The 25266-nt window shown below is 70.3% G+C and carries 15 protein-coding genes; 5 read left to right on the top strand and 10 right to left on the bottom strand.

Features of this window, described 5'->3' with window-relative positions; translation table 11 throughout:
• Window positions 1-9 precede the first annotated feature (9 nt).
• On the top strand, window positions 10-2553 hold the full coding sequence (locus ABT112_RS23630; protein ID WP_351512634.1) for a sensor histidine kinase: 2544 nt from the start codon (window positions 10-12) through the stop codon (window positions 2551-2553).
• Window positions 2554-3743: 1190 nt separating this feature from the next.
• Here the strand turns inward: ABT112_RS23630 and ABT112_RS23625 are convergent.
• The 7 genes from ABT112_RS23625 to ABT112_RS23600 form a co-directional block, all read right to left on the bottom strand.
• Window positions 3744-4445 (bottom strand): cation efflux transmembrane domain-containing protein, encoded by a 702-nt coding sequence (locus tag ABT112_RS23625; RefSeq protein WP_502975422.1) that lies wholly within the window; start codon window positions 4443-4445, stop codon window positions 3744-3746.
• A 17-nt stretch (window positions 4446-4462) separates the two neighbouring features.
• Window positions 4463-4798, bottom strand: a complete 336-nt coding sequence (locus tag ABT112_RS23620; protein WP_351512630.1) for an ArsR/SmtB family transcription factor — start codon at window positions 4796-4798, stop codon at window positions 4463-4465.
• 153 nt (window positions 4799-4951) lie between these two features.
• Window positions 4952-6802: an APC family permease gene (locus ABT112_RS23615; protein ID WP_351512628.1), complete on the bottom strand. Its 1851-nt coding sequence runs from the start codon at window positions 6800-6802 to the stop codon at window positions 4952-4954.
• Between the two features lie 496 nt (window positions 6803-7298).
• On the bottom strand, window positions 7299-9836 hold the full coding sequence (locus ABT112_RS23610) for a sensor histidine kinase (protein ID WP_351512626.1): 2538 nt from the start codon (window positions 9834-9836) through the stop codon (window positions 7299-7301).
• Between the two features lie 2 nt (window positions 9837-9838).
• Complete coding sequence (locus ABT112_RS23605; protein ID WP_351512624.1) at window positions 9839-9928, bottom strand: potassium-transporting ATPase subunit F; 90 nt, start codon at window positions 9926-9928, stop codon at window positions 9839-9841.
• Between the two features lie 253 nt (window positions 9929-10181).
• Window positions 10182-10259, bottom strand: coding sequence for a 50S ribosomal protein bL37 (locus ABT112_RS35410; RefSeq protein ID WP_502975424.1), 78 nt, complete (start codon window positions 10257-10259; stop codon window positions 10182-10184).
• A gap of 14 nt (window positions 10260-10273) precedes the next feature.
• The gene (locus tag ABT112_RS23600; RefSeq protein ID WP_351512623.1) at window positions 10274-11080 is read right to left on the bottom strand and encodes an SDR family NAD(P)-dependent oxidoreductase; all 807 of its coding nucleotides are present in this window, start codon (window positions 11078-11080) and stop codon (window positions 10274-10276) included.
• Window positions 11081-11988: 908 nt separating this feature from the next.
• Between ABT112_RS23600 and kdpB the strand changes: the two genes are divergently transcribed.
• Both kdpB and ABT112_RS23590 read left to right on the top strand, forming a co-directional pair.
• Window positions 11989-14139 (top strand): potassium-transporting ATPase subunit KdpB, encoded by a 2151-nt coding sequence (gene kdpB / locus ABT112_RS23595; RefSeq protein WP_502975421.1) that lies wholly within the window; start codon window positions 11989-11991, stop codon window positions 14137-14139.
• Window positions 14140-14540: 401 nt separating this feature from the next.
• Window positions 14541-16475 carry an APC family permease gene (locus tag ABT112_RS23590; protein WP_351512621.1) on the top strand — a complete coding sequence of 645 codons (1935 nt, stop codon included), beginning with the start codon at window positions 14541-14543 and terminating at the stop codon, window positions 16473-16475.
• Window positions 16476-16643: 168 nt separating this feature from the next.
• Here the strand turns inward: ABT112_RS23590 and ABT112_RS23585 are convergent, their stop codons facing one another.
• The 3 genes from ABT112_RS23585 to ABT112_RS23575 all read right to left on the bottom strand — a co-directional run bounded on the left by ABT112_RS23585 (window position 16644) and on the right by ABT112_RS23575 (window position 18776).
• The gene (locus ABT112_RS23585) at window positions 16644-17015 is read right to left on the bottom strand and encodes an SAV_915 family protein (protein WP_351512619.1); all 372 of its coding nucleotides are present in this window, start codon (window positions 17013-17015) and stop codon (window positions 16644-16646) included.
• A 310-nt stretch (window positions 17016-17325) separates the two neighbouring features.
• Window positions 17326-17838, bottom strand: a complete 513-nt coding sequence (locus ABT112_RS23580; protein ID WP_351512617.1) for a hypothetical protein — start codon at window positions 17836-17838, stop codon at window positions 17326-17328.
• An 83-nt stretch (window positions 17839-17921) separates the two neighbouring features.
• Window positions 17922-18776, bottom strand: coding sequence for an SDR family NAD(P)-dependent oxidoreductase (locus ABT112_RS23575; protein ID WP_351512615.1), 855 nt, complete (start codon window positions 18774-18776; stop codon window positions 17922-17924).
• 837 nt (window positions 18777-19613) lie between these two features.
• Here ABT112_RS23575 and ABT112_RS23570 point away from each other — a divergent pair.
• Together ABT112_RS23570 and ABT112_RS23565 are read left to right on the top strand one after the other, a co-directional pair.
• A complete protein-coding gene (locus ABT112_RS23570) occupies window positions 19614-20120 on the top strand; it encodes a hypothetical protein (RefSeq protein ID WP_351512614.1) in 507 nt (168 codons plus the stop codon).
• Window positions 20117-25237: a tetratricopeptide repeat protein gene (locus ABT112_RS23565; RefSeq protein WP_351512612.1), complete on the top strand. Its 5121-nt coding sequence runs from the start codon at window positions 20117-20119 to the stop codon at window positions 25235-25237. Before ABT112_RS23570 ends, ABT112_RS23565 begins: the two co-directional genes overlap by 4 nt.
• Window positions 25238-25266 lie beyond the last annotated feature (29 nt).

Here is a 25266-nt window from a genome sequence, read left to right as displayed (position 1 = left end):
ATGAGGAACATGAGACGCGGCACGCTCAGGATCTATCTAGGTGCGGCACCGGGCGTCGGAAAGACCTACGCCATGCTGTCCGAGGCCCACCGCAGAGTTGAGCGGGGCACCGACTGTGTGGTGGCCTTCGTCGAGCACCACGGCCGGCCGCGCACCGAGGTCATGCTCCACGGGCTCGAACAGGTCTCGCGCTGCGAGCTGGAGTACCGCGACAGCACGTTCACCGAGATGAACGTGGACGCCGTGCTGGAGCGCCGGCCGTCGGTGGCCCTGGTCGACGAGATGGCCCACACCAACGTTCCTGGTTCCCGCAACGCCAAGCGCTGGCAGGACATCGAGGAACTGCTGGAAGCCGGCATCGACGTCATCTCCACCGTCAATATCCAGCATCTGGAGTCGCTGGGCGACGTGGTGGAGACGATCACAGGGGTCCGGCAGCGCGAGACCGTCCCCGACGAGGTGGTGCGCCGGGCCGACCAGATCGAGCTGGTCGACATGTCGCCGCAGGCCCTGCGCCGCCGGATGGCGCACGGCAACATCTACACCTCCGACAAGGTCGACGCGGCGCTGTCGAACTACTTCCGGCCGGGCAACCTCACGGCCCTGCGGGAGCTCGCCCTGCTCTGGACCGCGGACCGGGTCGACGCGTATCTCCAGCAGTACCGCGCCGAGCACGACGTCTCCACCATCTGGGGTTCCCGGGAGCGCATCGTCGTCGGGCTCACCGGTGGCCCCGAAGGCCGAACCCTCATCCGCCGTGCCGCTCGCATGTCCACCAAGGGCGCAGGCGGCGAGGTCATGGCGGTGTACATCTCCCGCAGCGACGGCCTGACCTCCGCATCGCCTCAGGAACTGACGGTCCAGCGCACCCTGGTGGAAGACCTGGGAGGGACGTTCCATCACGTCATCGGGGACGACATCCCCGAGGCCCTGCTCGAGTTCGCCCGCGGAGTGAACGCCACACAGATCGTCCTCGGTTCGAGCCGCCGCAAAGCATGGCAGTACGTGTTCGGGCCGGGGGTCGGCGCAACCGTCGCCCGCGAGTCCGGGCCGGACCTGGATGTCCACATCGTCACCCACGACGAAGTCGCCAAGGGACGCGGGCTCCCCGTCGCCCGGGGGGCGCGGCTCGGGCGTACCCGCATCGTCGCCGGCTGGCTGGTCGCCCTGGCGGGCCCGCTCCTGCTCGCCCTGCTGCTCAACACCCTCGGCCCGGGGCTCGGTCTCGCCAACGACATGCTGCTGTTCCTGTCGCTGACCGTGGCCGCCGCGCTCCTCGGCGGTCTCCTTCCCGCCCTGGCATCCGCGGCGTTGGGGTCACTGCTGCTGAACTACTTCTTCACGCCGCCTCTGCATCGCTGGACCATCGCCGATCCGATCAACATCGTCGCCATCGTGATCTTCTTCGGGGTTGCCGTTGCGGTGGCATCCGTGGTCGACCTCGCCGCTCGGCGCACTCATCAGGCAGCCCGGCTGCGCGCGGAGTCCGAGGTTCTCTCCTTCCTGGCCGGGAGCGTCCTGCGGGGGGACAACAGTCTCGAAGCTCTGCTGGAACGGGTGCGAGAGACGTTCGGAATGGACTCGGTGGCCTTGCTGGAGCGCGCGGGCGATGTTGCCCCGTGGCTGTGCGTGGGCAGTGCCGGCCCGAGGCCCGCGGGGCGCCCCGAGGACGCGGACGCCGATATGCCCGTCGGCGAACACATGGCCCTGGCACTCAACGGTCGGGTTCTTCCCGCCGAGGACCAGCGGGTGCTCGCCGCCTTTGCCGCCCAGGCTGCCGTCGTCCTGGACCGTCAGCGGCTGGTGGGGGAGGCGGAGCGGGCCCGGGAGCTCGACGAGGGGAATCGCATCCGCACCGCGCTGCTCGCCGCTGTCTCCCATGACCTGCGCACTCCGCTGGCCGGGATCAAGGCCGCGGTCACCTCGCTGCGCTCCGACGACGTGGCCTGGTCCGCCGACGACGAGGCCGAACTGCTCGCCGGAATCGAGGAGGGTGCGGACCGGCTGGACCACCTCGTGGGGAACCTGCTCGACATGTCCCGGCTGCAGACCGGCTCCCTCAGCCCGCTGATCCGTGAGGTCGACCTGGACGAGGTGGTGCCGATGGCGCTCGGTGGTGTGCCCGAGGGGAGCGTGCACCTGGATATCGCGGAGAACCTGCCGATGGTGGACGTCGACCCCGGGCTGCTGGAGCGCAGCGTGGCCAACATCGTGGAGAACGCCGTCAAATACAGCCCCGAGGACTCAAAGGTGCTGGTCTCCGCGAGTGCGATCGGTCTGCGTGTCGAGGTGCGCGTGATGGACCGTGGCCCCGGAGTCCCGGATTCCGGGAAGGATCGCATCTTCGAGCCCTTCCAGCGGTACGGGGACGCGCCGCGCGGCGCCGGAGTCGGGCTCGGTCTTGCCGTGGCCCGGGGCTTCGTCGAGGCCATGGGCGGCACGCTCTCCGCTGAGGACACGCCCGGCGGCGGTATGACCATGGTGCTGAGCCTGCGCTCCGCCAAGGGCCGTCCGCCGGTGCACCCCGACCTTCCGCCTTCGGCCTCGACCTGACCCCTGTCCAGTGCCTCCGGCCCCGAGGAGGCGTGGTGCCGGCCGGCCGGAGTGCAGCGGCCGGGATCGGCTGGACCATGAGCCGGGGCGACGCGTGCCGTGCGGCACCAGGGGCAGTGCGCCTGACGTGCGCCCATGCTCCCGTCCGATCGGGGTGCGAGCGAGTCCGTCCGGGGGAGTGGCCGTCAACGGTGCGTCAAGGCCGACGGATCCTGCGCCAACGGTGGAAGGACCCGTCGGCGGTGGGGCCCCACCGCCGACGGGCCGAGCGCAGGCAGGGCGATGCCGGACTGCCTGCGCTCCCACCTCGGGAGCGTGTCAGGCCCGGGTGGGGGAATGTGAGGGTGCGGACGGGGGGAGCCGCCCGCCCCTGGGGACTTCGGGTGTCCCTGACGGTGAATCTAGCGGATGGCGGTGTCAGTGGGATCCGGGCCGCGCTTTTCTTTGCGGATTACTGACGGGCTTTCGCTCGGCGGTGTGCCGAAATGGCGTCGAGATCTCGTGGTCGTGCTCATTGCTGTTCAGGGGGAGGAGCCGCGACTCAGGTCCTGGTTCCGGACGCTCCGGAGGCGACAACACCTTGCGGCGGTCGCGATATCAAGGTCTCGTCAGAATTCCTGTCGGCGCATCAAGTGCCCGCGGGGAGGACCAGACCGAGTCGGCGTGGAGGAAAACTTACCGGGAATCTACGAGCTACGAAGCGGACATCAACAGCAGAACTCTGTGCAAATGGCGGAGCGGGCCTGGGCGATCCCGGCCGCCGGCGGCAGCGTCCTGGACCGCTGGCCGGACATCGCGGAAGCCATGGCCTGTGGCGTTCCCGGACGTAACCTTGACCACCGCCCGTACGGGCAGTACTTCACGAGGGGACGTCACCCTTCGCGACGGCCCGGCCTGGCACTGCGACCCCGAGCACACCGCCAGCCGTGTCAACAAGGTCGACTACTACTGCACGACCGACGTTCACGTACGTGCGTACCGCAGGAACGAAATACGGCTGGGTTTACAACGGCTACCTGAGAGACGGCGGCAGGGACATTGTGCAGTGCTGATCACGACCGGCAAGTGAGCTGATCGTGTGTCGGCAGGCCGTCGGCCGACAACTGGTACGGACACCGAGTCCTGGCCCGGTGTCCGTACCGGCCCAGGGTTCCTGATGTCCATGAGCGCGGCAGAACCGGGGCCACCGATCATGTGCAGCAGTCGCAGCCGGGGCGACAGCCGCAAGCGTCGGTCTCAGGCGCCGATGCGGTCACAGCCGCAGTGGTGGGCGCGCAGCAGCCCTTGCCCTGCCAGGCGTCTCGGCCTTCCTTGACCGCGATGGCGGCGATGACGAGAGCGGCTGTCGGGTCGGCCCACGACCATCCCACGGTGGCGTTGAGGAGCAGGCCGGCCAGGAGGACGGCGGACAGGTAGGTGCACAGGAGTGTCTGTTTGGAGTCGGCGACCGCGCTGGCGGAGCCGAGTTCGCGGCCGGCCTTGCGCTGGGCGGCCGACAGGAACGGCATCACGGCCAGGGACAGCGCGGCGATGACGATGCCGGGGACGGAACGTTCGGCCTCACCGGTGCCGGCCAACGTGCGAGCTGCGTCGATGGCGACGTAGGCGGCCAGCGCGAAGAACGACACCGCGATGATCCGCAGGGTCTTCTTCTCCCTCGCCTCGCGCACGGCGTGCTCCCGGGCCGAGAACTGCCAGGCGACGGCCGCCGCGGAGGAGACCTCGATGACCGAGTCCAGCCCGAAGCCGATCAGCGCGGTGGAGGAGGCGATCGTCCCGGCGGTGATCGCGACGATCGCCTCGATGACGTTGTAGGTGATCGTCGCCGCGACCAGCAGCCGTATCCGTCGAGCCAGGGCGTCCCGGCGGGCCGGGGCCGGGCCTATACCCATGGGTATCCCGGCGGTCATCAGCAGCAGCCCTTCTCGTCGGCGTCCGCACAGGTCTTGTCGGCCTCGACGGCCACCACGGCGGTGCGCAGGTCGTCCAGCGCATGACCGAGACGTTCGTCGGCGAGCTCGTAACGGGTGCGGCGGCCGACCGGCACGGCCACGACCAGGCCGCAGTCACGCAGGCACGCCAGGTGATTGGACAGTCTGGTCCGGGAGATCTCCAGGGTGTCGGCGAGATCGGCGGGGTGGGCCGGGGCCTCGCGCAGTGCGAGGAGAATCCGGCAGCGGATGGGGTCGGCGAGGGCGCGGCCGAACCGCGCCAGGACCTCGATGTCGGTAGCGAGCGTCAGCACACCAGTCACGGTACACGAAATCCTGAATCCATAAACCCGTGAACCGTTGATCACTGTGCTGGGCTTCTCACTTGCCGTCGGCCTGTGGAGGGCGCGGTGGCGCTCCCGGCCTCCACCGGCCTCGACGATGCGGCTCCCCGTGCCGGTGCCTTGTCAGGGCAGGTCGGACAGCTGGAATCGCAGTCGGCAGATCACCGCGTCGGTGTCCCGGCGTACGGCGTGGGCGACGACCGCGCCGCGCTGGTTCTGCAGCAGGCGCTGCCACAGGCGAGCGGGTTCGACCTCCGGGATGAGGACGGTGATCCGGGTACCGGGAAGTGTCTCGGACAGCTCCCGGACATAGGTGGTGATGGGCCGGCCGAGGGAGCGGTGGGCCGACTCCAGTTGCACCAGGGGGACGCCGGGGTTCCACAGTGCCCAGTCCATCATCAGCGCCTCGGTCCGGGTGCGGTCCTCGGGGTCGGTGTGGCGGACGGTGATCGCGCGCACCTCGTCGCCGAGGGACACGGCGGCGGTCAGCGCCTCACTGGTCAGCCGGCTCAGCGAGGAGACGGGGACGATGACCAGCGAGCGGTCGCGGTGCGGGGTTTCCGGGATGCGGCCGAGACCGAGGCGCTCCCCGATCCGGGTGTACGCACGGTGCACGATCTCGAACGCGGCGACCAGCAGCGGCAGCGCGAGGACGATCAGCCAGGCTCCCTCCTGGAACTTGCCGGCTGTGACGACGACGGCGCTGACGCCGGTGAGCAGTGCGCCGACCCCGTTGAGCAGGGCCTTTCCCTTCCATCGACGGCCGCGGACGCGGCGCCAGTGGATGACCATGCCGGTCTGGGCGACGGTGAAGCCGATGAAGACGCCGATCGCGAAGAGGGGGACCAGGGTGTTGGTGTCGCCTCCGGAGAAGACCAGAAGCAGTGCCGAGACGGCGGCCAGGGCCAGAATGCCGTGGCGGTGGACCTGGCGGTCGGCCTTCAGCCCGAAGACGTGCGGCAGATAGTTGTCGCGTGCCAGCAGCTTGAGGAGGACCGGGAGCCCGCCGAAGGAGGTGTTGGCGGACAGCGCCAGCAGCAGCATGGTCGCGAACTGGATGACGTAGAAGCCCATGTTGTGACCGATGGACGCGTCGGCGAGCTGGGCGAGGACGGTGACACCTTCGACGGGCTGGAGTCCGAAGCGGGAGATCAGGACGGACAGGCCGATCAGCATCACCCCGAGCAGGGCGCCCAGGGCCACTTCGGCGTGCTGCGCTCGCCGGGCCGCGGGTGACCGGAACGACGGTACGGCGTTGGCGATGGCCTCGACCCCGGTCAGTGCCGAACAGCCCGAGGCGAAGGCCTTGAGCAGCAGCAGCGCGCCGACGGTGGTGGCGTTGTCGGCGAGGGCCGAGGCGTGACCCGCGGCGGCTTCGGTGGAAGCGGGGCTGTCCCGGAAGAGGCCGACCGTGATGAGGACCAGGATCGAACCGATGAAGACCGCGGTCGGCGCGATGAAGGCCCGGGCGGAGTCGACGATCCCGCGCAGGTTCACGCCGGTGATCAGGACCAGCACGCCGAGGCAGAGCCACAGCCGGTCCTCGTAGAGGGCGGGGAAGGCCGAGGTGAGCGCGGCGACGCCGGCCGTGACCGCGACGGCGACATTGAGGACGTAGTCCAGGACCAGGGAGGCGGCCGCGACCAGGCTGGTACGCCGTCCCAGGTGTGCTTTCGCCACCGCGTAGCTGCCGCCGCCGTCCGGGAACGCGGCGATCACCTGCCGGTAGGAGGCGACGAGCACGGCCAGCAGGAGGGCGATCGCCACGGTGACGGGGAGGGTGAAACCGAGCCCGTAGCCGCCTGCCGCGGCCAGCACCAGGACGATGGCCTCGGGCCCGTAGGCCACGGAGGCCATCGCGTCGAGCGAGAGCGCGGCGAGGCCGGTCACCGCGGTGAGCTTGTGACGGGCGTCGCTATCGGGGGGTTCCTCTGCGTTGGGTGCGGTGCCGGATTCGGTGGCGAGAACGGACATACGAAGACTCCTCCTGTCAACGGTCAGCTCAGGGTGAGCCCGGATCGCATCGGCTGCAGGCAGCGTTTGCGCGTTCTTGGCGCGAAACGGAAGGGTCTTAACGTCCTTTTGGCGGATGCTCGGACCTGCGGATACGCGCCCAGCGGTTGCCGCGGCGCCGGGAACAGAGCGGAGCTTGTGTTCTGCGGTGCGATCTGCCTCCGGCCGCGTCGCAGTGCTCCGCTCCGTCGGCCCGCCTCTACGTTCTGCCCTGCGCGGCAGTCGGGTGGCCGGAGGTGAGCCCTCTCTCCCACTTCGTCACGTTGTTCCTCTTCGGGCAGGGAGAGGTGGCGCCGGTCAGTCGTGAGCTGCTGCGCGAGGCTGAACCGGTTTCGCGACCGCCGGCCCTGCGTCCACGCCGGCTGAGTCCGGGGTCGGCGGTCCATGTGTTGATGCCGGTGCTGTCCACGGAGCGCCGCTTCTCGCCTGCTTCTGCGGAGCGCACCACGGCCCGGGCTCACACTCCTTCGGCGGCGGGCAGTGACACCACCATGGTCAGCCCGCCCCCAGGCGTGTCCTCGGGGGAGAGGGTGCCGCCCATCGCCTCGGTGAGCCCACGGGCCAGCGCGAGGCCGAGGCCGAGCCCGGCGGAGTTGTCGCGGTCGCCGAGGCGCTGAAAGGGTTCGAAGACCCGCTCGCGATCGGCGGCGTCGATGCCCGGGCCGCGATCGGCGATCCTGATCTCGACCCGCGAGGCCAGCGCGCTCGCCGTCACCAGGACCGGACGGTCGCCGGACGAGTGGCGGAGGGCGTTGCTCACCAGATTGGCCAGCACCCGTTCGAGGAGGGGCGGATCGACCATGACGGCCGATACCGACTCCAGGTCCTGGACGTCGACACGGCGCCGGGCCGCTGCATCCAGGTCGAGCGAGTCCACGGCGACCGGAAGCACTTCCTCGAGTGTGGCGGACCGTAGTTCGAGGTTCAGGGCGCCGGCCTGGAGGCGGCTCAGGTCGAGCAGGTTCTCCACCAGGCGGTGCAGCCGCAGCAGCGACGTCTCCGCGGAGGCCAGGAGCTCGGCCCGGTCCTCGTCGGAGAACGCGACGTCCGTGCCGCGCAGGGAGCCGATGGCGGCCAGCGCGCCCGCCAGCGGGGTGCGCAGGTCGTGGCTGACCGCTCGGAGCAGGGCCGTACGCAGCTTGTCCGCCGCCTTGATGGGCTCCACCTCGGCCGCGGCCTCGGCCAGGCGGGCCTTCTCGACGGCGGCGCCGACGTGTGCGGCGAAGGCCGTCAGCACCCTCCGGTCGGAGGACGGCAGCAGACGCCCGCGGAGGATGAGGGACGCCTCGGGGCCTGCGGCCACCACCAGAGCGGGGTCCGGTCCGGCAACGGCTCCGGGGGACTCCAGGGCAAGTTCGACGGCCTCCATGCCGAAGGTTTCCTTCGTACGGTCCAGCAGCGCGGGGAGCGTCTGGTCGCCCCGGACGATGCTGCCCGCCAGGGAGGACAGGGTCTCGGCCTCGGCCGTGGCCCGCGCGGCGCGGCGGGACAGCCGCAGGGACCGGTCCACCACGGTCGCCACTGTCGTGGCCACACAGGCGAAGACCGCCAGGGCCAGCACACTGTCCGGGTCGCCCATGGTGAATTCGCCTACGGGCGGCATGAACCAGTAGTTGAGCACCAGCGCGGCGGTGAGCGCCGCGATCAGGGCGGAGGTGACCCCGCCGATGCACGCCACGCCCACCACGATCAACAGGAACAGCAGCGCTTCGCTGGTGAGGTTCAGCGTTCCGCGCATGTGGTCCAGGGCCACGCTGAGGAGTGCGGGGAGCAGCAGGGCGGCGATCGGCCCTGCGGCGAGCCGGGAAGCGGGGAGGGTGCGCCTGCGGGACGGCAGGAGCCTGCCGCGTCCCGCCCGCTCGTGCGTGACCATGTGGACGTCGATGTCCTCGGACAGCTCCACCACCGTCTCGCCGATCCCCCTTCCGGTGAGGAAGCGGTCCAGCCGGCCGCGGCGGCTCGTCCCCAGCACGAGTTGGGTGGCGTTCTCCGCCATCGCGAAGTCGACCAGGGCGAGGGGCACTTCGTCGCCGACGACCGAGTGGTAGCTGCCGCCCAGACTCTCGACGAGGGCCCGCTGACCGGCGAGCGCCGCGTGCGACACCCCGGCGGCGAGGCCGTTGCTGCGGGTGACGTGCACGGCGAGCAGCCCCCCGCCGGCGGACCGGCCGGCGATCCGCGCGGCACGGCGGACGAGGGTTTCCCCCTCCGGGCCGCCGGTGAGGGCGACCACGACCCGCTCCCGGGTCTCCCAGACACCCCCGATGCCGTGCTCGCTGCGGTACTTCTGCAGCGCCTCGTCCACCCGGCCCGCCAGCCACAGCAGAGCCAGCTCCCGCAGGGCGATGAGATTGCCCGGCCGGAAGTAGTTGGCGAGAGAGGCGTCGATCCGTTCCGGCGGACAGATGTTGCCGTGCGCCATCCTGCGGCGCAGTCCCTCCGGGGGGATGTCGACGAGTTCGATCTCGTGCGCGCGGCGGACGAGATCGTCGGGGACGGTCTCCCGCTGAGGAACACCGGTTATCTTGCCGACGACGTCGCTGAGCGAGTCCAGGTGCTGGATGTCGAGTGTGGTGACCACATCGATGCCGGCGGCCAGGATCTCCTCGATGTCCTGCCAGCGCTTCGGGTGCCCGCCCGCTCCGGGGGCGTTGGTGTGGGCCAGCTCATCGATCAGCACCACCTGTGGCCGCCTGGCCAGTAGTGCTTCGACGCCCAGCCCGGCGCAGCGGCCACCGGGGTACGTGTATTCGGCAGGGGGAAGGGTCTCCAGCCCGTCGAGTCTGGCTTCGGTGTGCGGGCGCCGGTGGCACTCCACGAATCCGGCCACCACGTCCACGCCGCGGGCCACCCGGCGGTGGGCCTCGTCGAGCATCCGGTAGGTCTTGCCCACCCCTGGGGCCGCGCCGAGGAAGACCTTGAGCCTGCCCGGCCGTAACCCCGGCTGCCCCGCCGCAACTGCCGCTGCGGGGACCGTTCCCTCTGTGACGGTCATGCTCAGAACTTCCCCGGGAAGAACATCGCCAGGACCAGATAGCCGACCAGGCTTGCCGCGATCACGATGCCTACGACAGTCTCCGTGCTCACCCGTACTCACCCCCTCCGTAGACCTTGACCTCACCAGCGAACCCCAGGGAACCGCAGCGATGACGCGGACGAATCGTCCCCGGCCCACTCTTGACACCACCTGAGCGGATCACTGATGGCGCGTTGACGGTCATTGCGCCGATTGGGCGAACGTGGAGTGCCGGGAAGCCTGGTCGGCGAATGCACAACGTCTGTGGGGCGGCCCTGCCCGGAGCTGCCCGGAGGACCGCCCCACAGCGGGAGTCGGTGGAGGCTAGCGCTGGCCGGCCTTGCTGCCGTGGTTGGCGGCCTTCTTGCGGCGGGCCTTCTTCTTGCGGGCGCGCTTGGACATTGCGGTGTATCCCTTCAGGCGGTGTGGCCGACGAGCACGTCGGCGAGCTTGCTGAGGCGCCCGACGGTGCGGTTCTCGGTGGCGACCGCGGCGGGCTCCATGCGCTCGGAGCGGTCGTAGTACGCGCCGTTGACGATCTCGGTGGCCGGATCGCAGAGCTGTACGACGTGCTGCGCGCCATCGGCGGCGGGCGCGCCCTGGTGCCCGTAGAGGTGCAGCAGGCCGGTTTCGCAGACGCCGGGATGGACGGAGACAGCGGTGACCCGCGGGTCCGAGGCGAAGATCGTGAGCGCCAGCTGGGACTGGGCGTAGGCGGCGAGCCGGGCGTAACGACGGGTGCGGTTGGGGTCGTTCCACTGGATCGAGGCCGTGCGATGCAGGGAGGAGGAGACGTTGACGACGCGACCGCCCGGGGCACTGGTGAGGGCCTCTTCGAGGAGGTTGGTGAGGAGGTAGTGGGCGAGGAAGTTGACCTGGAAGGAGATCTCGTTGCCATCGACCGTGACGGTGTGGCGCTCGGGTGCGGCGATGGCGGCGTTGTTGACGAGTACGTCCAGGCGCGGGTGTTCGCGTACCACCGTGTGTGCCAGGGACTCGACCTCGTCGAAGCGGGAGAAGTCGGCACCAAGGGGATGCAGGTGGGAGGCATCGGGGCCGGCCGTGGCGGTCAGTCGGTCGGCGGCGGCCTGCGCCTCCTCGGAGGTGCGGCCGTGCAGCAGAACGGTGGCTCCTCGCTCGGCGAGCAGACGGGCGGTCTCGTAGCCGATGCCGGAGGTGGCGCCGGTGATGAGGACGGTGTGTCCGGACAGGGATGAAGACATGGCGGGATCCTGAAAACGGGCACGGTTGTGCCGGGCTTCCCCGTTGCGCGGACGGTCAGGGGAGCAGGCTCAACTCATGCGGTGAAAGGGAAGACGCGTACCAAGCCCGGGAGGCGCTTCGGAAGGCCGGGAGGCCGGAGGGCGGGTACGAGACGACGCGCGAGCCGGTATCACACCGTCGCGCGGACAGCAGGCGCTGCCGGCGGCACCGGATTCGGTGGCCGGTCGTCGTAGCGCGGACCGCTGTTCATGAAGCTCATCCGAGTGCATCCGGTCTGCGGCGGCAAGTCTGCGCACCACTCCTTGACGGCCTTCTGACGGCCTTCTGACGGCGTGAAGCCTGGGGTGCGCAGGGACCGCGCCTGGCTCGTCAGGGGCGCGTCAAGGATCCGCTCCGCTGCGGAAGCAACACGTCAAGAAGGGCAGGCAGTCCCACTGAGGTGGGTGAGACTGAGGGAGCGACGGAACGGAATGACGGTTCCGTGACGCGTGGATTGAGGGCGTGTGACCTGAACACCGCCGACAGAAAGCACGATTCGGCGAGGGGGCACGGATCGGAGCGACCGCGCGCCATTTTGCCCGTCGCACACCACATGAGCCGTCCGGTTTCCGGTGTGGGGAGGCCGGACGGCTCACGTGCTTGCGGGGCGACGCGTCCCGTGGGCCGCCGACAAGAAGATGCCAATTTCCCGGCGCTCAGCGGTGGATGACCAGGAAAGGGCAGTAGTTTCCTGCCTGTTGCGCTGCCGGAGACCTGACTCGCATGACGACGGCCGAGGGGGCTCCATGTGGAGGGTCCCGGCGGCGCTACCCACTCCGCAGCCCGCAGCCCGCAGCCCGCAGCCCGCAGCCCTGTCCGCCGTGCGGGCAGGGGATGCCCTCCCGAACTCTGCTCAGAAGGTCCCTTGATGTCTCCCGCCGCCGCGCAGCACGTTCCCCCGGGTCTGGGGACTCCGCCTCAGGTCCCGGTCACCCCGCCGCCCCGCAAGCGTCCCGGCCGGGCGAACATGCTGGAGCCCGGGCAGCTTGCGGCCTCCGTGCGGGAGGCCGTCTCCAAACTCCGCCCACGTGAACTGACCAAGAAGCCAGTGCTGTTCGTCGTCGCGGTCGGATCCGTGCTGACGACGCTCTCGGCCCTCATCCACCCATCGGTGTTCACCTGGGTGATCAGCGTCTGGCTGTGGCTGACCGTGCTGTTCGCCAACTTCGCGGAGGCGGTGGCCGAGGGCCGCGGCCGTGCCCAGGCCGCCTCGCTGCGCAAAGCCCGTACGGACACGGTCGCCGTGCGTCTGCGGCACTGGACGTACGGTACGAATCTGCGCAGCGCGGAGACCGAGGTGGTCACACCGGCCGAACTCCAGCCGTTCGACTTCGTGCTCGTCCAAGCGGGCGAGACGATGCCTGCCGACGGCGATGTCGTCGACGGTGCGGCCATGGTGGACGAGTCCGCCGTCACCGGCGAATCGGCTCCCGTCCTGCGGGAGTCGGGTGGCGATCGGTCCGGCGTCACGGGCGGTACGACGGTCCTGTCGGACTCGGTCGTGGTCCGGGTCACCTCCCGCCCCGGCAACAGCTTCGTCGACCGCATGATCCGCTTGGTCGAGGGCGCCTCCCGGCAGAAGACCCCGAACGAGATCGCGCTGAACATCCTGCTGGCCGCGCTCACGGTGATCTTCATCCTCGTGGTCGTCGGCCTGGCGCCGATGGCCGCCTACGCGAAGGCGGCCCAGTCGACCACTGTCCTGGTCGCGCTGCTCGTCACCCTGATCCCCACCACCATCGGCGCCCTGCTCTCCGCGATCGGCATCGCCGGCATGGACCGCCTCGTGCAGCGCAACGTCCTGGCCATGTCCGGCCGTGCCGTCGAGGCCGCAGGAGACGTGAACACCCTCCTCCTCGACAAGACCGGCACCATCACCCACGGCAACCGGCAGGCCGCCGCTCTCATCCCGCTGCCGGGCATCCACCACGGCACGTTGGCAGAGGCCGCTCAGCTCTCCTCCCTCGCCGACGAAACCCCCGAAGGCTGCTCGGTGGTCGAACTCACCGCCCGATACGGACTCACGCCGCCGGCCGAGAACGAGCTCGCCCAACCGCGCTTCGTGGAGTTCAGCGCCCGCACCCGGATGAGCGGAGTCGACCTGAGCTGGAACAACGGCGGCGGCATCGCCATCCGTAAGGGCGCAGCGGCTCAGGTCATGGAGTGGGTGGCGATGCGCGGCGGAACCGTGCCGAGCGAAGCCGTGGCCTGGTCCGCCCAGGTCGGCCAGTTCGGCGGTACACCACTGCTGGTGGCCGTCCATGACGGGGAGGGGCCGCGGGTGCTCGGCATCATCCACCTCAAGGACGTGGTCAAGGACGGTATCCGGGAGCGCTTCGCCGAGCTGCGCCGGATGGGCATCCGTACGGTGATGGTGACCGGTGACAACGAGCTGACGGCCCGGGCGATCGCCGCGGAGGCCGGCGTCGACGAGTACCTCGCAGAGGCCGCACCCGAGGACAAGATGGCCCTGATCAAGCGGGAGCAGGCGGGTGGGAAGCTGGTCGCGATGACCGGTGACGGGACGAACGATGCTCCGGCGCTGGCCCAGGCGGATGTCGGGGTGGCGATGAACACCGGTACCTCGGCCGCCAAGGAGGCCGGGAACATGGTGGACCTGGACTCCAATCCGACCAAGCTGATCGAGATCGTGGAGATCGGCAAGCAGCTGCTCATCACCCGCGGAGCACTGACCACCTTCTCGATCACCAACGATGTGGCGAAGTACTTCGCCATCATCCCGGCCATGTTCACCGCGGCCCACCCGGGCCTGGAGGGGCTGAACGTCATGGGCCTCCACAGTCCCCAGTCGGCGATCACCTCGGCGATCATCTTCAACGCGCTGATCATCATCGCGCTCATCCCGCTGGCCCTGCGCGGCGTCCGCTACAAACCGGCCTCGGCCCATGGCCTGCTGCGCCGCAACCTTGCCGTCTACGGCCTCGGTGGCCTGATCCTTCCCTTCGTCGGTATCAAGCTCATCGACCTCGTCGTGTCCGCCCTTCCCGGCCTCGGATGAATCTCGTCAGGAGCCTGCCGAGCAACCGCAGGACTCCTTGAGGCGGCCACCGCGACCGGTCGGATGAATGAGGTGACTCCGGTCAGCGAGGCGACGACCGGACAGCGTGTCCGACACGGCCTGCCCCGCCGACATCGCCGACCGTGAGGCGCCGGCGGCCGCCCCCTCCAACGGAAGCCCGCCCACGGGACAACCGGCCCAGCCGGCCCGTCGCCTGGCGGGCAGCGTTTCCCCTCCGGCGCGAGCGTGTCCATCACGACCCGAAAGGAAACGCGTTAAGAGAGCATCAGGATTTCGTCAGACAAGGGTATGGATGTACTGGCCGTGTTCAGGCTGCGTACGCTGGCCCAGCCGTCAACGTCGATGGCTGAGTCCGCGCCGTACGACAGGAGCCCCCCACGATGGCCACCCCTGCCCGCACCGCACGCCTGCGGGCGTGGATGCTGGAAGGCTTGACCGACCGCCGTCACAAACAGCAACAGCACTCCGAGACCGCACACGAGGGCAAACCCTGGTACCGGGTGATGTGTCTGACCGGCCTTGACTACTTCTCCACCCTCGGCTACCAGCCCGGCATCGCGGCGCTCGCGGCCGGGCTGCTGTCACCGTTGGCGACGATCGTCCTGGTGCTGCTCACACTGTTCGGTGCACTCCCGGTCTACCGGCGGGTGGCGCAGGAGAGCCCGCACGGTGAGGGCTCGATCGCGATGCTGGAGCGGCTGCTGTCGTTCTGGAAGGGCAAGCTGTTCGTGCTGACCCTGCTCGGGTTCGCCGCGACCGACTTCCTGATCACCATCACCCTGTCGGCCGCCGACGCGACCGCCCACCTGGTGGAGAACCCGCAGCTGACCAGCACCCTGCACGGGCACGAGGTGCTCATCACCCTGATCATGATCGCGCTGCTCGGCGCGGTCTTCCTCAAGGGCTTCAGCGAGGCCATCGGGCTCGCCGTCGCCCTCGTCACCTCGTACCTCTTCCTGAACGCGATCGTCGTCGCGGTCGGACTCTGGCAGGTGGCCACCGAGCCGCACGTGGTCGCCGACTGGACCGGCGCACTGACCGCCGAGCACGGCAACCCGTTCATGATGATCGCCATCGCGCTGATCGTCTTCCCCAAGCTGGCGCTGGGGCTGTCCGGGTTCGAGACCGGCGTCGCCGTCATGCCCCACGTCCGAGGCGCGCCGGGCGACGACCCCGAGAAGCCCGCCAGGCGGATCAGGGGAACCAAGAAGCTGCTCACCACCGCCGCAGTGATCATGAGCGTGTTCCTGATCTGCTCCAGCTTCGTCACCACGCTGCTGATCCCGGCGGACGAGTTCAAGTCGGGTGGCGAGGCAAACGGCCGCGCACTGGCCTACCTCGCCCACGAACACCTCGGCTCCGCGTTCGGAACCGTCTACGACATCGCGACCATCCTGATCCTGTGGTTCGCCGGCTCCTCGGCCATGGCCGGCCTGCTGAACCTGATGCCGCGCTACCTGCCCCGCTACGGCATGGCCCCGCACTGGGCCCGAGCGCTGCGGCCCATGGTGATCGTGTTCACGCTGATCGCGTTCCTGGTGACCTGGATCTTCAACGCCGACGTCGACGCACAGGGCGGGGCATACGCCACCGGTGTGCTCGTCCTGATCACCTCGGCGGCCGTGGCCGTGACCATCGCCGCCCGCCGGGCGGGGGAGCGCGGCTGGACCGTCGGCTTCAGTGTCATCTCCGCGGTCTTCATCTACACGACTGCCGTCAACGTGGTCGAACGGCCCGACGGCGTGAAGATCGGTGCCTGCTTCATCGCCGGCATCATGGCCCTGTCCTTGCTGTCCCGCCTCGCCCGGGTCTTCGAGCTGCGTGTCACCGACGTCGAGCTCGACGAGATGGCCCAGAGGTTCATCCGGGACACCGCCACCCGCACCATCCGCTTCATCGCCAACGAGCCGGACAACCGCGACAAGGCCGAATACCGCGAGAAGATCGACCAGATTCGTGCGGACAACGACACCCCGGCCGGCGACGACTTCGTGTTCGTCGAGGTCACCGTTCTGGATCCGTCGGAGTTCGAGGCCGGTGTGCGGGTCCGCGGCGAGGTCATGCACGGCCGCTACCGCGTCCTCACTCTCGAGTCCTCCTCCATCCCCAACGCGCTCGCCGCAGTGCTGCTGCACATCCGCGACGAGACCGGTCAACGCCCCCACATCTACTTCGAGTGGACCGAGGGCAGCCCGTTGACCAACTTCCTGAGGTTCTTCCTCTTCGGCCAGGGCGAGGTGGCCCCCGTCACCCGGGAGGTCCTTCGTGGAGCCGAACCGGACCGCAATCTGCGCCCCCACATCCACGTCGGCTGACAGCACCCGTCCGGAAAACGCCGGGGCATCCCGTCGGTGCCGCGTACCAGCACCGCGCCGACGGGATGCCTTGCTGTGACCCGTTCCTGGAGCCTTCGCCGACCCGTCAGCCGAAACCGGCCCCCGCCTCGGAGACAACGGTTGTGGTCATGCTCGGCCCCTCTCCCCTCAAGCGGTCCGGGCCGCGGCAGCACCCCGTACGGCTGGGGCCGACGCGGACACGGCCGCCTGGCGGGTGGCGGTGGGTCCAGTGACCGCGGGCGCGGTGAAGGTCGGGTCGATGGTGACGAGGGCCGCCCCGAGCGGCTCCGTCATCGACCGGAGCGTGGCCTCGGACAGCCGGATCCAGGGGTGCTCCGCTCCGACCGCGCTGGTCAGCAGGTCCGGGCGGGTGAAGCCGACCGCGGTGCGCGTACCCAGCGGGGTGCGGAACAGACGTACCATCAGCTCCGCAGTTTCCAGCCGGACCGGGACGTACAGGGGGTCGACCGGGACCTGTTCTTCAGGCTCGGGATCGTCGTCGTACTGGAACAAGCACATGGACCCTCCTCGGGGAACCACGAACGTCTGGTGACGCCCCGTTCGCGGGGAGGCAGATCGGGGCGCGACACCGAAGCTATCCCGCACCCGTACACCCATGGCCAACCCCTGACGGGACATTGACGGATACCGGACGGTCCATACGGGTCGCTGACGATCGAAGGCGGAGGGGCCGCTGCGGACGCGCAGGGCGTGTCAGGCGGATCCACGGGCAGTACTGGGCCGGCAAGTCCCGGGCCGGTGCAGCCGGATGCCGCCGTTCCTGTGACATCCGGACCACGCGACCCGGGCAGGTATCGGGCAAGGCCCCTTAGCCCAGGCCCGACACCTTGGCGACGGAGCGGGTCGTCTCCCTGTCGATGTGCAGGGAGAGCCGGGCGAGTCCGGCTGTTCCGCGGACCAGGGTGCCGCGTTCCCGGGCGAGCAGCACGTCGGCTTCGAGTCGCAGCCACAGTGCCGGGTTGGCGATGAGGACACGCAGATCGACCTCGGCCCGTACGCCGTCCGCGTCGGTCAGGACCAGGCGCCGCGCACTGCCGACCGGCCAGTCGACCGCCGTGAGCCGGTCGGTGCGGACCGTCCTGGTGACCCACAGTTCTCGGATGGTCAGGCGGCCCGGTCCGGCGCTGACCCGCGCCGGCAGCAGGACCACCAGCAGGATGGTCGCCAGGGCGATCCAGCCGGTTGTGCGGAGCAGGGTCGGTCCGTGCGCGCCCGCGTCGATGAGCAGCGACGTTCCGAGCAGGAGGACGGCGCACCCGATCGCGTACCGGGCTTCGCCGGGCCATCCCACGTCGTGCCGGGTGTCGTGGAGTGCGCCCACCCGGGGACGCGAATGACGGGACGGCTGCATGACGCCGACACTAGGCTCTCCGCCCACCGGGCACAGGAGGGGCTACGCGGTGCTTACGCCGCCGCCTTCATTTTTGACGCGCCGCTGACGGTGACGGGCCCGGTCGTGTGGTGGACGTACTCGCGGACGAGCCGGAAGCCGGCAGTCCAGGCGAGGAGGCGGCTGGACCGGTCGTCGCGGGAGCAGCTCCAGCTGGCGATACGGCCGCGGGCGGCGATGTCCGAGGCCAGGCCCTGGACACAGGCGAGGGCGAGGTGTCGGCGTCGCTCGTCGGGATCAACGCCCTCGTGGGCGTACAGCGGCAGGAGGCCGGTGGCACAGATGCCGGGGTGGACGGAGACGGCTGTGATGCGTGGGTCGGCGGCGAAGACCGTGAGGGTCAGCTGGGACTGGGCATAGGTGGCGAGGCGGGAGTAGCGGCGGGTGCGATTGGGGTCGTTCCACTGGATGGAGCCGGTGCGGTGGAGCGCGGAGGAGACGTTCACGACTCGACCGCCCGAGTCGCTGGTCAGGGCGGGTTCGAGCAGGCGGGTGAGGAGGTAGTGAGCGAGGAAGTTGACCTGGAAGGCGATCTCGTTGCCATCGGCGGTGACGGTGTGTTGCTCCGGGGGCGCCATGCCGGCGTTGTTCACCAGCACGTCGAGGTGCGGGTGCTCCGTCATGACCCGGGCAGCCAGCTGCTCGACCTCCTTGAGCCGGGAGAAGTCCGCCCCGTGTACGCAGAGCCGTTCGGCGGGTACGTCGGACAGCGTGACGAGCCGGTCGACAGCGGCGTGGGCTTCCTCGGCGGTGCGGCCGTGCAGGAGGACTGTGGCGCCGCGCTCGGCGAGTAGCCGGGCGGTCTGGTGGCCGATGCCGGACGTTGCTCCGGTGACGAGAACGGTACGTCCCGAAAGGGATGAAGACATGGCTTGTCCAGGGGTGAATGGGCGGTGGTGCGCGGGAGGACACAACGCAGGGCGTCAGCGCGAGGCGGACGACTCCGGACGGCAGGCTGCGCGAAACGGCATCGCTCGATGAGGCGGCCGGTCGGGCCACGCGCTGTTCATGTCTTCCATCGAAACCTGCCGTGCACTCGCGGACAAGCTCAGCGGGCTTTCTCTGACGTTGCCCTGACGAATATTCAACCGGGAGCGTCCAGGCGCCGCCGGATCTCTGCCACGGTGAGCGGAACGGCGTCACCCGTTCTTCTCCTGCCACTCGTTTCGCCCGGGGCCGCCGCGCCGTAGAAGCAACGTCACGCCAACAGGGCGCGTTTCCAGGGGAGGTCGAATTCCGCACGGCCGCACATCAACATCCATGATGGTGTCCTGGGAGACAGGGACAGGGACAGGGGCAGGGACAGGGGCAGGGACAGGGGCAGGGACAGGGGCAGGGGCAGGGGCAAGGGGGACGCATGGAGGCTTCGGAACTTGCGGCCGCGGCCGTCGGCAGCATCGTGACAGCGGCTCTGCAGGAGCGGCGGGTGCCGTCGGTGAGCGCAGTGGTACCGCCCTCATCGAGTTCTTGACCACCCGCCTCAGCACCGGCTCGCGCACAGCGGTGGCCCTGCGCGCTCTCGACGCCACTCCCGAGAACGGTGCGGCCCAGGCCGAGGCCCGCGACGCCCTGGCAGAGGAGATCACCGCCGACCCGGAGCTGGGGCGACAGCTTTCCTTGCGCTCGCGGGAACCGAAGCCACGAGAGGCGGCGCGATGGCAAACTTGTGCCCTTGGAGTCTCAGGGAGGTGGAGGGAGAGATCGTCTTGGATCCGGCTGTCGCGGCTGTCGCCGCCACCGCAGCAACCACGCTCGTCACCGCGATGACCACGGATGCGTGGGGGCACAGCAAGAGAGGCTTCGCCCGTCTTCTCGGACTCGGCCACGCCGATCAAGGTGCTGCGGCCGAGGCGGAGTTGGAGCAGGCGCGCGAGACCGTCCTCGCCGCCTACGAGCGGGGCGACGAGACCACCCTGGGCACAGCGCACGACCAATGGGCGTCCCGGCTCGGGGCGGCGCTGGAGGCCAACGCCGGCCGCTCGGCCGAATCGGCGGAGCTGCTGAGAGAACTGATGGCTGATCAGCCCGCTGCCGACGGCGAGATCCGGGCATTGAGGGCCGCACTGCGCGGGGCGGTGGACGGTGGCGCGTACAACCAGGTAGTCCATACCGGGGGCGTCGGCGCACAGGGCCCGGGGGCGGCCGTGACCATCAACAACCACCACTACGCGCCCGGCGTGTTGCCTGACCGAGCCCCCCTCGGTGAATCTTGACCGAGCCGCGCTACGAGCAGCGCGTCGCCCCGGGCGCGGCGGCCGCGCAGGGCCCGAACGCGACCGCGACCGTCAACCACTACTACGGAACGCGGCTGCCGGCGATCGAGGAGTTACCCGCCCCGGACGTCCCGGACACCGCCTGGCTGATGGCCCAGCCCAGTCGCCTCCTGGACGCGCGCAGCCACGTCGTCCCCTTCGTCGGCCGGAACGCCGAACTGGAGCAGCTGAGGCAGTGGCGGGACGCGCGGGAGGCGCGGCTGTCCGTGCTGTTGCTCCACGCCCCCGGCGGACAGGGCAAGACACGGCTCGCGACACAGTTCGCGGAGATGTCCCGGAGCACGCAGCTGCCGGAGGCCGAACGCTGGCAGGTCCTGCACGCCGGTCTGCGGGAATCGTCCTCGCCCCCTGACCGCGCACCCGACGCCCCGGCCGCACCGGAGGCCGGAGTGCTGCTCCTCGTCGACTACGCCGACCGCTGGGCGTACAGCGAGTTGGAACACCTGCTGTCCGAACCGGTGCTGCACCAGCGGCGGCCCACCCGCGTCCTGCTGATCGGCCGCACCGTACGCTGGTTCGCGGCCTTGCGCAGTCTGCTCGACGACCGCCGCGCCTCGACCGGCGACCTGCTCCTTCCCTCTCTGGACGCGGACCGGCTGCGCATGTTCACCGCCGCTCGCGACCGCTACGGAGCGAGCGACCTGTACGACCTGCCGGACACAGCCACCGTCGCACCGCCCGCTTCCCTGGAGCGTCGTGACTTCGGCCTGACCCTGAACCTGCACATGGCCGCCCTGGTCTGCGTCGACGCGCACAAGCGGGGTGAGCGGCCGTCCCTCACGGAACCGCATGAGCTGTCGGCGTACCTCCTGGACCGCGAATACCGCGCGTGGCAGCGGCTGTTCGACACCGGTGGACGAGGACTGGACTACCGGACCCGGCCCGCGGTCATGGCCAAGACAGTGTTCACCGCCGTGCTCACCGGAGCCGTAAGCCACGACACCGGGGCGCGGGCATTGCGCACGGTCGATCTGCCGGACCACCCCCAGCACCTCCTCGACGACCACCGGTTCTGCTATCCCCCCTTCGACCGCGCCCTGGTCCTGGAGCCGCTCAACCCCGACCGCCTCGCCGAGGACTTCCTCGGCCTGCTCACCCCCGGGCACGAGATCAGCGCCTACGACCCCGACCCGTGGGCGAGCGGCGTCCCGGCCGCCCTGCTGGACGGTGAGCTGAGGTCTGCGGTGGCCCCCCGCGCGGTAACGTTCCTGGCGTCCGCCGCCCACCGCTGGCCCCATGTCGGCGAGCGGGTCCTCTTTCCCCTGATACGTGCGCGGCCCGGCCTCGCGGTCGCCGCCGGCAGCCCCGCCCTGACCGCGCTTGCGGCCCTCGCCGACGACGGTGTGGCGGCCGGGGGCCGCATCGCCCCGCCCTTGCTCGACGCCTTGGAAGCCGTGGAGTCACAGCTGCCCCCGGGCCGACACGCGGACCTCGACAGCGGGATCCTGGCCGTCGCGGAGGCACTGATCGCCCACCGCCTGGCCGTCACCACCGACCCGGGGATACGCGCCTGGCTGTACGGCACCCTGGCGTGGCGCCGGGCGAACGCGGGTCGGCGGGAAGAGGCGGTCGCCCCCGCCCGGGAGGCCGTACGCCTGCAGCGCGAACTCGCCGGGAACGACCCCCTTCGCCTCCCTCACCTGGCGGACTCCCTGAACGCCCTCAGCGACCGGCTGTCCGCGGCGGGCCGCTGGGAGGAGGCACTGTTCGTCGCCGAGGAGTCCGTCGCCATCAGCCGCCGCCTGGCCGGCACCGACCGCGTCGCCCACCAGGACCGCCTGGCGGACTCACTGGCAGCACTCGGCAACCGGCTCTCGCGGCACGGCCGGTCCCAGGAGGCCCTGGCCGCTACGCAGGAGGCGGCCGAACTCTACCGGCGCCTGGCCGACACCGACCCGGTGTACCGGCCCGAGCTCGCGGGGCTGCTCGACAACCTGGGGCTGCGCCTGGCCGACGCGGGCCGGATGGAGGAGGCGGTGACCGCCGGTGAGGAGGCGGTCGCGCTCTACCGGCGCTCGGCCGACACCGACCCCGACGCCGAACTGCACCACTTCGCCAAGTCCCTCGCCAACCTCGCAAGCGCACTGCGTGCTTCGGGCCGGCTGGTGGAGGGCCTGGAGCTCACCGAGGTGGCCACCGACCTGTACCGGCGGCTGGCAGCAGGCAACCCGGCAGCCCATCAGCCGGACCTGACCGCCGCGCTGACCAGCCTGGGCGCGTTCCTGGACGACCTGGGCCGAGGCGAGGAGGCCCTCGCCTCGGCCGAGGAAGCCGTAGCCATCCAGCGGCAGCTCGCCGCCGATGACTTCGCCGCCCACTGCCTCGGCCTGGCCAAGGTCCTGAACAGCCTCGGCACGCGGCTCCTCGCCCTGGGGCACGAGGAACGCTCCCTGCAGGTCACGCGGGAGGCCGACGACATCTACCGGACTCTGGCGCTTGCCCACCCCACGATCGACCTCCCCGAGCACGCGGACGTACGTGACCGGCTGGCCCAGGAGCCAAGCAGTGTTCGGGAGGAGGCGCTGGCCTGCACACGTGAGGTGACCGGGCTGTACCGGCAGCTGGACGAGGCAGTGTCCGCCGTCGAAGCCACCGGCCTGGCCGCGTCGCTGGGGAAGGCCGGGAGCACCCTGACCCGCCTCGGAAGGTACGAAGAGGCCATCACCGCCGTGCAACGGGCCGCGGCCGTGTACGTGGAGAACGGTGACCGCCGTCGCGCGGCCGGACTGCTCCTCGACACCGGCCACCCCCTCCTCGCCCTGCGCCGCTCCCGAGACGCGATTCCCCTCTTCGACCAGGCCGCCGAGTACTTCCGCCTGATCGGTGAGCGCGCCCCGGAAGGCGCCGCACTGGTCAACCTCGGCACCGCACTGGCCTACGAGGGCCGCTCCGAAGAGGCCGTCGCCGCCACAGAACGGGCGCTGGAGATCTTCCGGGGCGCCACCGAGCGCATCTTCGAGATCGCCGTGCTCAGCAATCTCGGACACGCCCTGACAGCCGGCGAACGGTTCGCCGAAGCGGCCGACGTCGCCCGGCGCGCCGCTGCTCTCGCTGAGGCGTCCGGGGATTCCCATCAGGGCATCCCGCTCCACAACCTCGGCAACGCCCTCCTCAGCCAGCGGCGGTTCGAGGAATCCATCGCTCCGTCACGGCAGGCCGCGGCCGCCTACCGCGAGACCGGTCGGCGAGACCGTGAGGCGGACTCCCTCAGCAACCTGGCGGACGCCCTGGTCCGGACGGACCGGCTCGAAGAGGCGGCCACCACCTACAGGCGCGCGGCGGAACTCTTCCAGGAGACCGGCGAGCGCGGCAAGGAGGGGCGGGTGCTCAGCAGGCTCGGCACCACCCTGCTGCACACCGGACGCCACGCGGAGGCGGTCGCCGTCACGCAGCGGGCTGCCGCCGTCTTCCGTGAGCTCGGCAACCGCTCCGGCGAGGCCAGTGCACTGATCAACCTGGGCAACGCCTGCACGCAGATGAGCCGCTACGCGGAGGCCGCTACGGCCTGCGGGAAGGCCGCCGCGCTCCTTCGGGAGACCGGTGACCGCAAGCTCGAGGCGTATGCGCTGGCCAACCGTGGCGAGGCCCTGGCCCGGGCGGGGCGGTTCGAGGAAGCCGTCACCGTCTTCGAGCAGGCCGCCGCCGGCTACCACGGGGCGGGAGACAAGGCACGGGAAGGGTCGGCGCTGCGCAGCCTCGGCGTCCATCTCGTACAGCTCCACCGCTGCGCCGAAGCGATCACCGTGTATCAGCGGGCGCTGGGCATTTACCAGGAGCTGGACGACCCCGACGGCGAGCGCAGGACGCTGTCCAGCCTGTCTCTCATGCTGGAGTACGAGGGCCGGTACGCGGAGGCCGTACCCGTCTGCGAGCAGGCGGCCGCCCGCTTCCGCGAAGGAGGCGACCGTGCGCAGGAGGCGGCCTGCCTCGGCCGGCTCGCTTCCGCCCTGGCGGAGCTGGAACGTGTCGAGGAGTCCGTCGACACCGGCCTGCGAGCGGCCGCCGCGTTCCGTGACGCCGGTGACGTACGAGGGGAGGCGGCTGTGAGCACCGAAGTAGCGATATCGCTCGTTCGACTGGGACGGCACACACAGGCAGTCGCCGTCGGCCGGCAGGCCGCCCGACTCCACCAGCGCTCCGGCGACCGCGCACGGGAGGGGCATGCCCTCACCATCGTCGGACGAGCCCTGCGGGACCGAGGGGAGCCGGCTGAGGCCGCCGACGCGTACACGCAGGCCGTCGAGCTCTTCCGCCAGGCCGATGACGGGCATCGACAGGCCGCAGCACTTCGCGACCTCAGCGACACCCGGTGGTCCGCCGGCCGGCAGGCAAACGCCCTCGACGTCATGAGGCAGGCGTCTGCCCGCTCGAGGGACGTGGGCGACGACCGCGGCGAGGGCCTCGCCCTCTACCGCCTGGGCGAAGCGCTCCTGGACGAGGGGCGGCACGAGAAGGCCGTCGCCACCTATCAGCGGGCAGCCGCGCTCTTCGAGAAGCTCGACGAACCCGACATGGAGGGATCCGCGCTCCTCAACCTGTGCCGCGCGCTGCGCACACTGGGCCGCGATGAGGAAGCCGTCACCCTCTACCAGCGGGCTGCCACCATCTATTCCCGGACGGACGATCACGAGCGGGAGTCCCAGGTCCACTTCCATCTCGCCGGTCTGCTGGAACACCTGGGCCGGACCACGGATGCGGCTCCCGCCTACCGGCGCGCCGCCGAACTGTTCCGCGCGAGAGCGGACCACTCCCACGAGGGCCAGGCGCTGTTCCGGCTGGGAATCGTAACGGCGGGACTGCGCCGATACGACGAGTCCGTCCCGGCGTTCGAGCGCTACCTTCAGGTCTGCCGGGAGACCGATGACCGTGAAGGAGAGGGCCCGGCGCTCCTGGTCCTCGGTGCCCTGCTGGTCGACATGGGGCGCTACGAAGAGGCCATCGCCGTCAACGACCAGGCGGTCGCCCACTTCCGCCGGGCAGGCAAGCCCGAGTCGGTGAACCTGGCCCTGAACCATCGCGAGAAGGCTCTCCTGGCCCTGGGCGGTGGCCGCGGGTAGCCGGGGTCCTCTATCAGAGCGTCGGCGCG

The sequence above is a fragment of the Streptomyces sp. NPDC002055 genome (assembly GCF_040296705.1).
Lineage (GTDB): Bacteria > Actinomycetota > Actinomycetes > Streptomycetales > Streptomycetaceae > Streptomyces.
This window is presented reverse-complemented; position numbering and strand designations above follow the sequence as displayed.

Excerpts from the sequence above, each read along its gene's own strand:
- ABT112_RS35410 (WP_502975424.1), bottom strand. The coding sequence starts at position 10,259 with ATGTCCAAGCGCGCCCGCAAGAAGAAGGCCCGCCGCAAGAAGGCCGCC.
- ABT112_RS23600 (WP_351512623.1), bottom strand. The coding sequence starts at position 11,080 with ATGTCTTCATCCCTGTCCGGACACACCGTCCTCATCACCGGCGCCACC.
- ABT112_RS23585 (WP_351512619.1), bottom strand. The coding sequence starts at position 17,015 with ATGTGCTTGTTCCAGTACGACGACGATCCCGAGCCTGAAGAACAGGTC.
- ABT112_RS23615 (WP_351512628.1), bottom strand. The coding sequence starts at position 6,802 with ATGTCCGTTCTCGCCACCGAATCCGGCACCGCACCCAACGCAGAGGAA.
- ABT112_RS23625 (WP_502975422.1), bottom strand. The coding sequence starts at position 4,445 with ATGGGTATAGGCCCGGCCCCGGCCCGCCGGGACGCCCTGGCTCGACGG.
- ABT112_RS23575 (WP_351512615.1), bottom strand. The coding sequence starts at position 18,776 with ATGTCTTCATCCCTTTCGGGACGTACCGTTCTCGTCACCGGAGCAACG.
- ABT112_RS23610 (WP_351512626.1), bottom strand. The coding sequence starts at position 9,836 with ATGACCGTCACAGAGGGAACGGTCCCCGCAGCGGCAGTTGCGGCGGGG.
- kdpB (WP_502975421.1), top strand. The coding sequence starts at position 11,989 with ATGTCTCCCGCCGCCGCGCAGCACGTTCCCCCGGGTCTGGGGACTCCG.
- ABT112_RS23630 (WP_351512634.1), top strand. The coding sequence starts at position 10 with ATGAGACGCGGCACGCTCAGGATCTATCTAGGTGCGGCACCGGGCGTC.
- ABT112_RS23590 (WP_351512621.1), top strand. The coding sequence starts at position 14,541 with ATGGCCACCCCTGCCCGCACCGCACGCCTGCGGGCGTGGATGCTGGAA.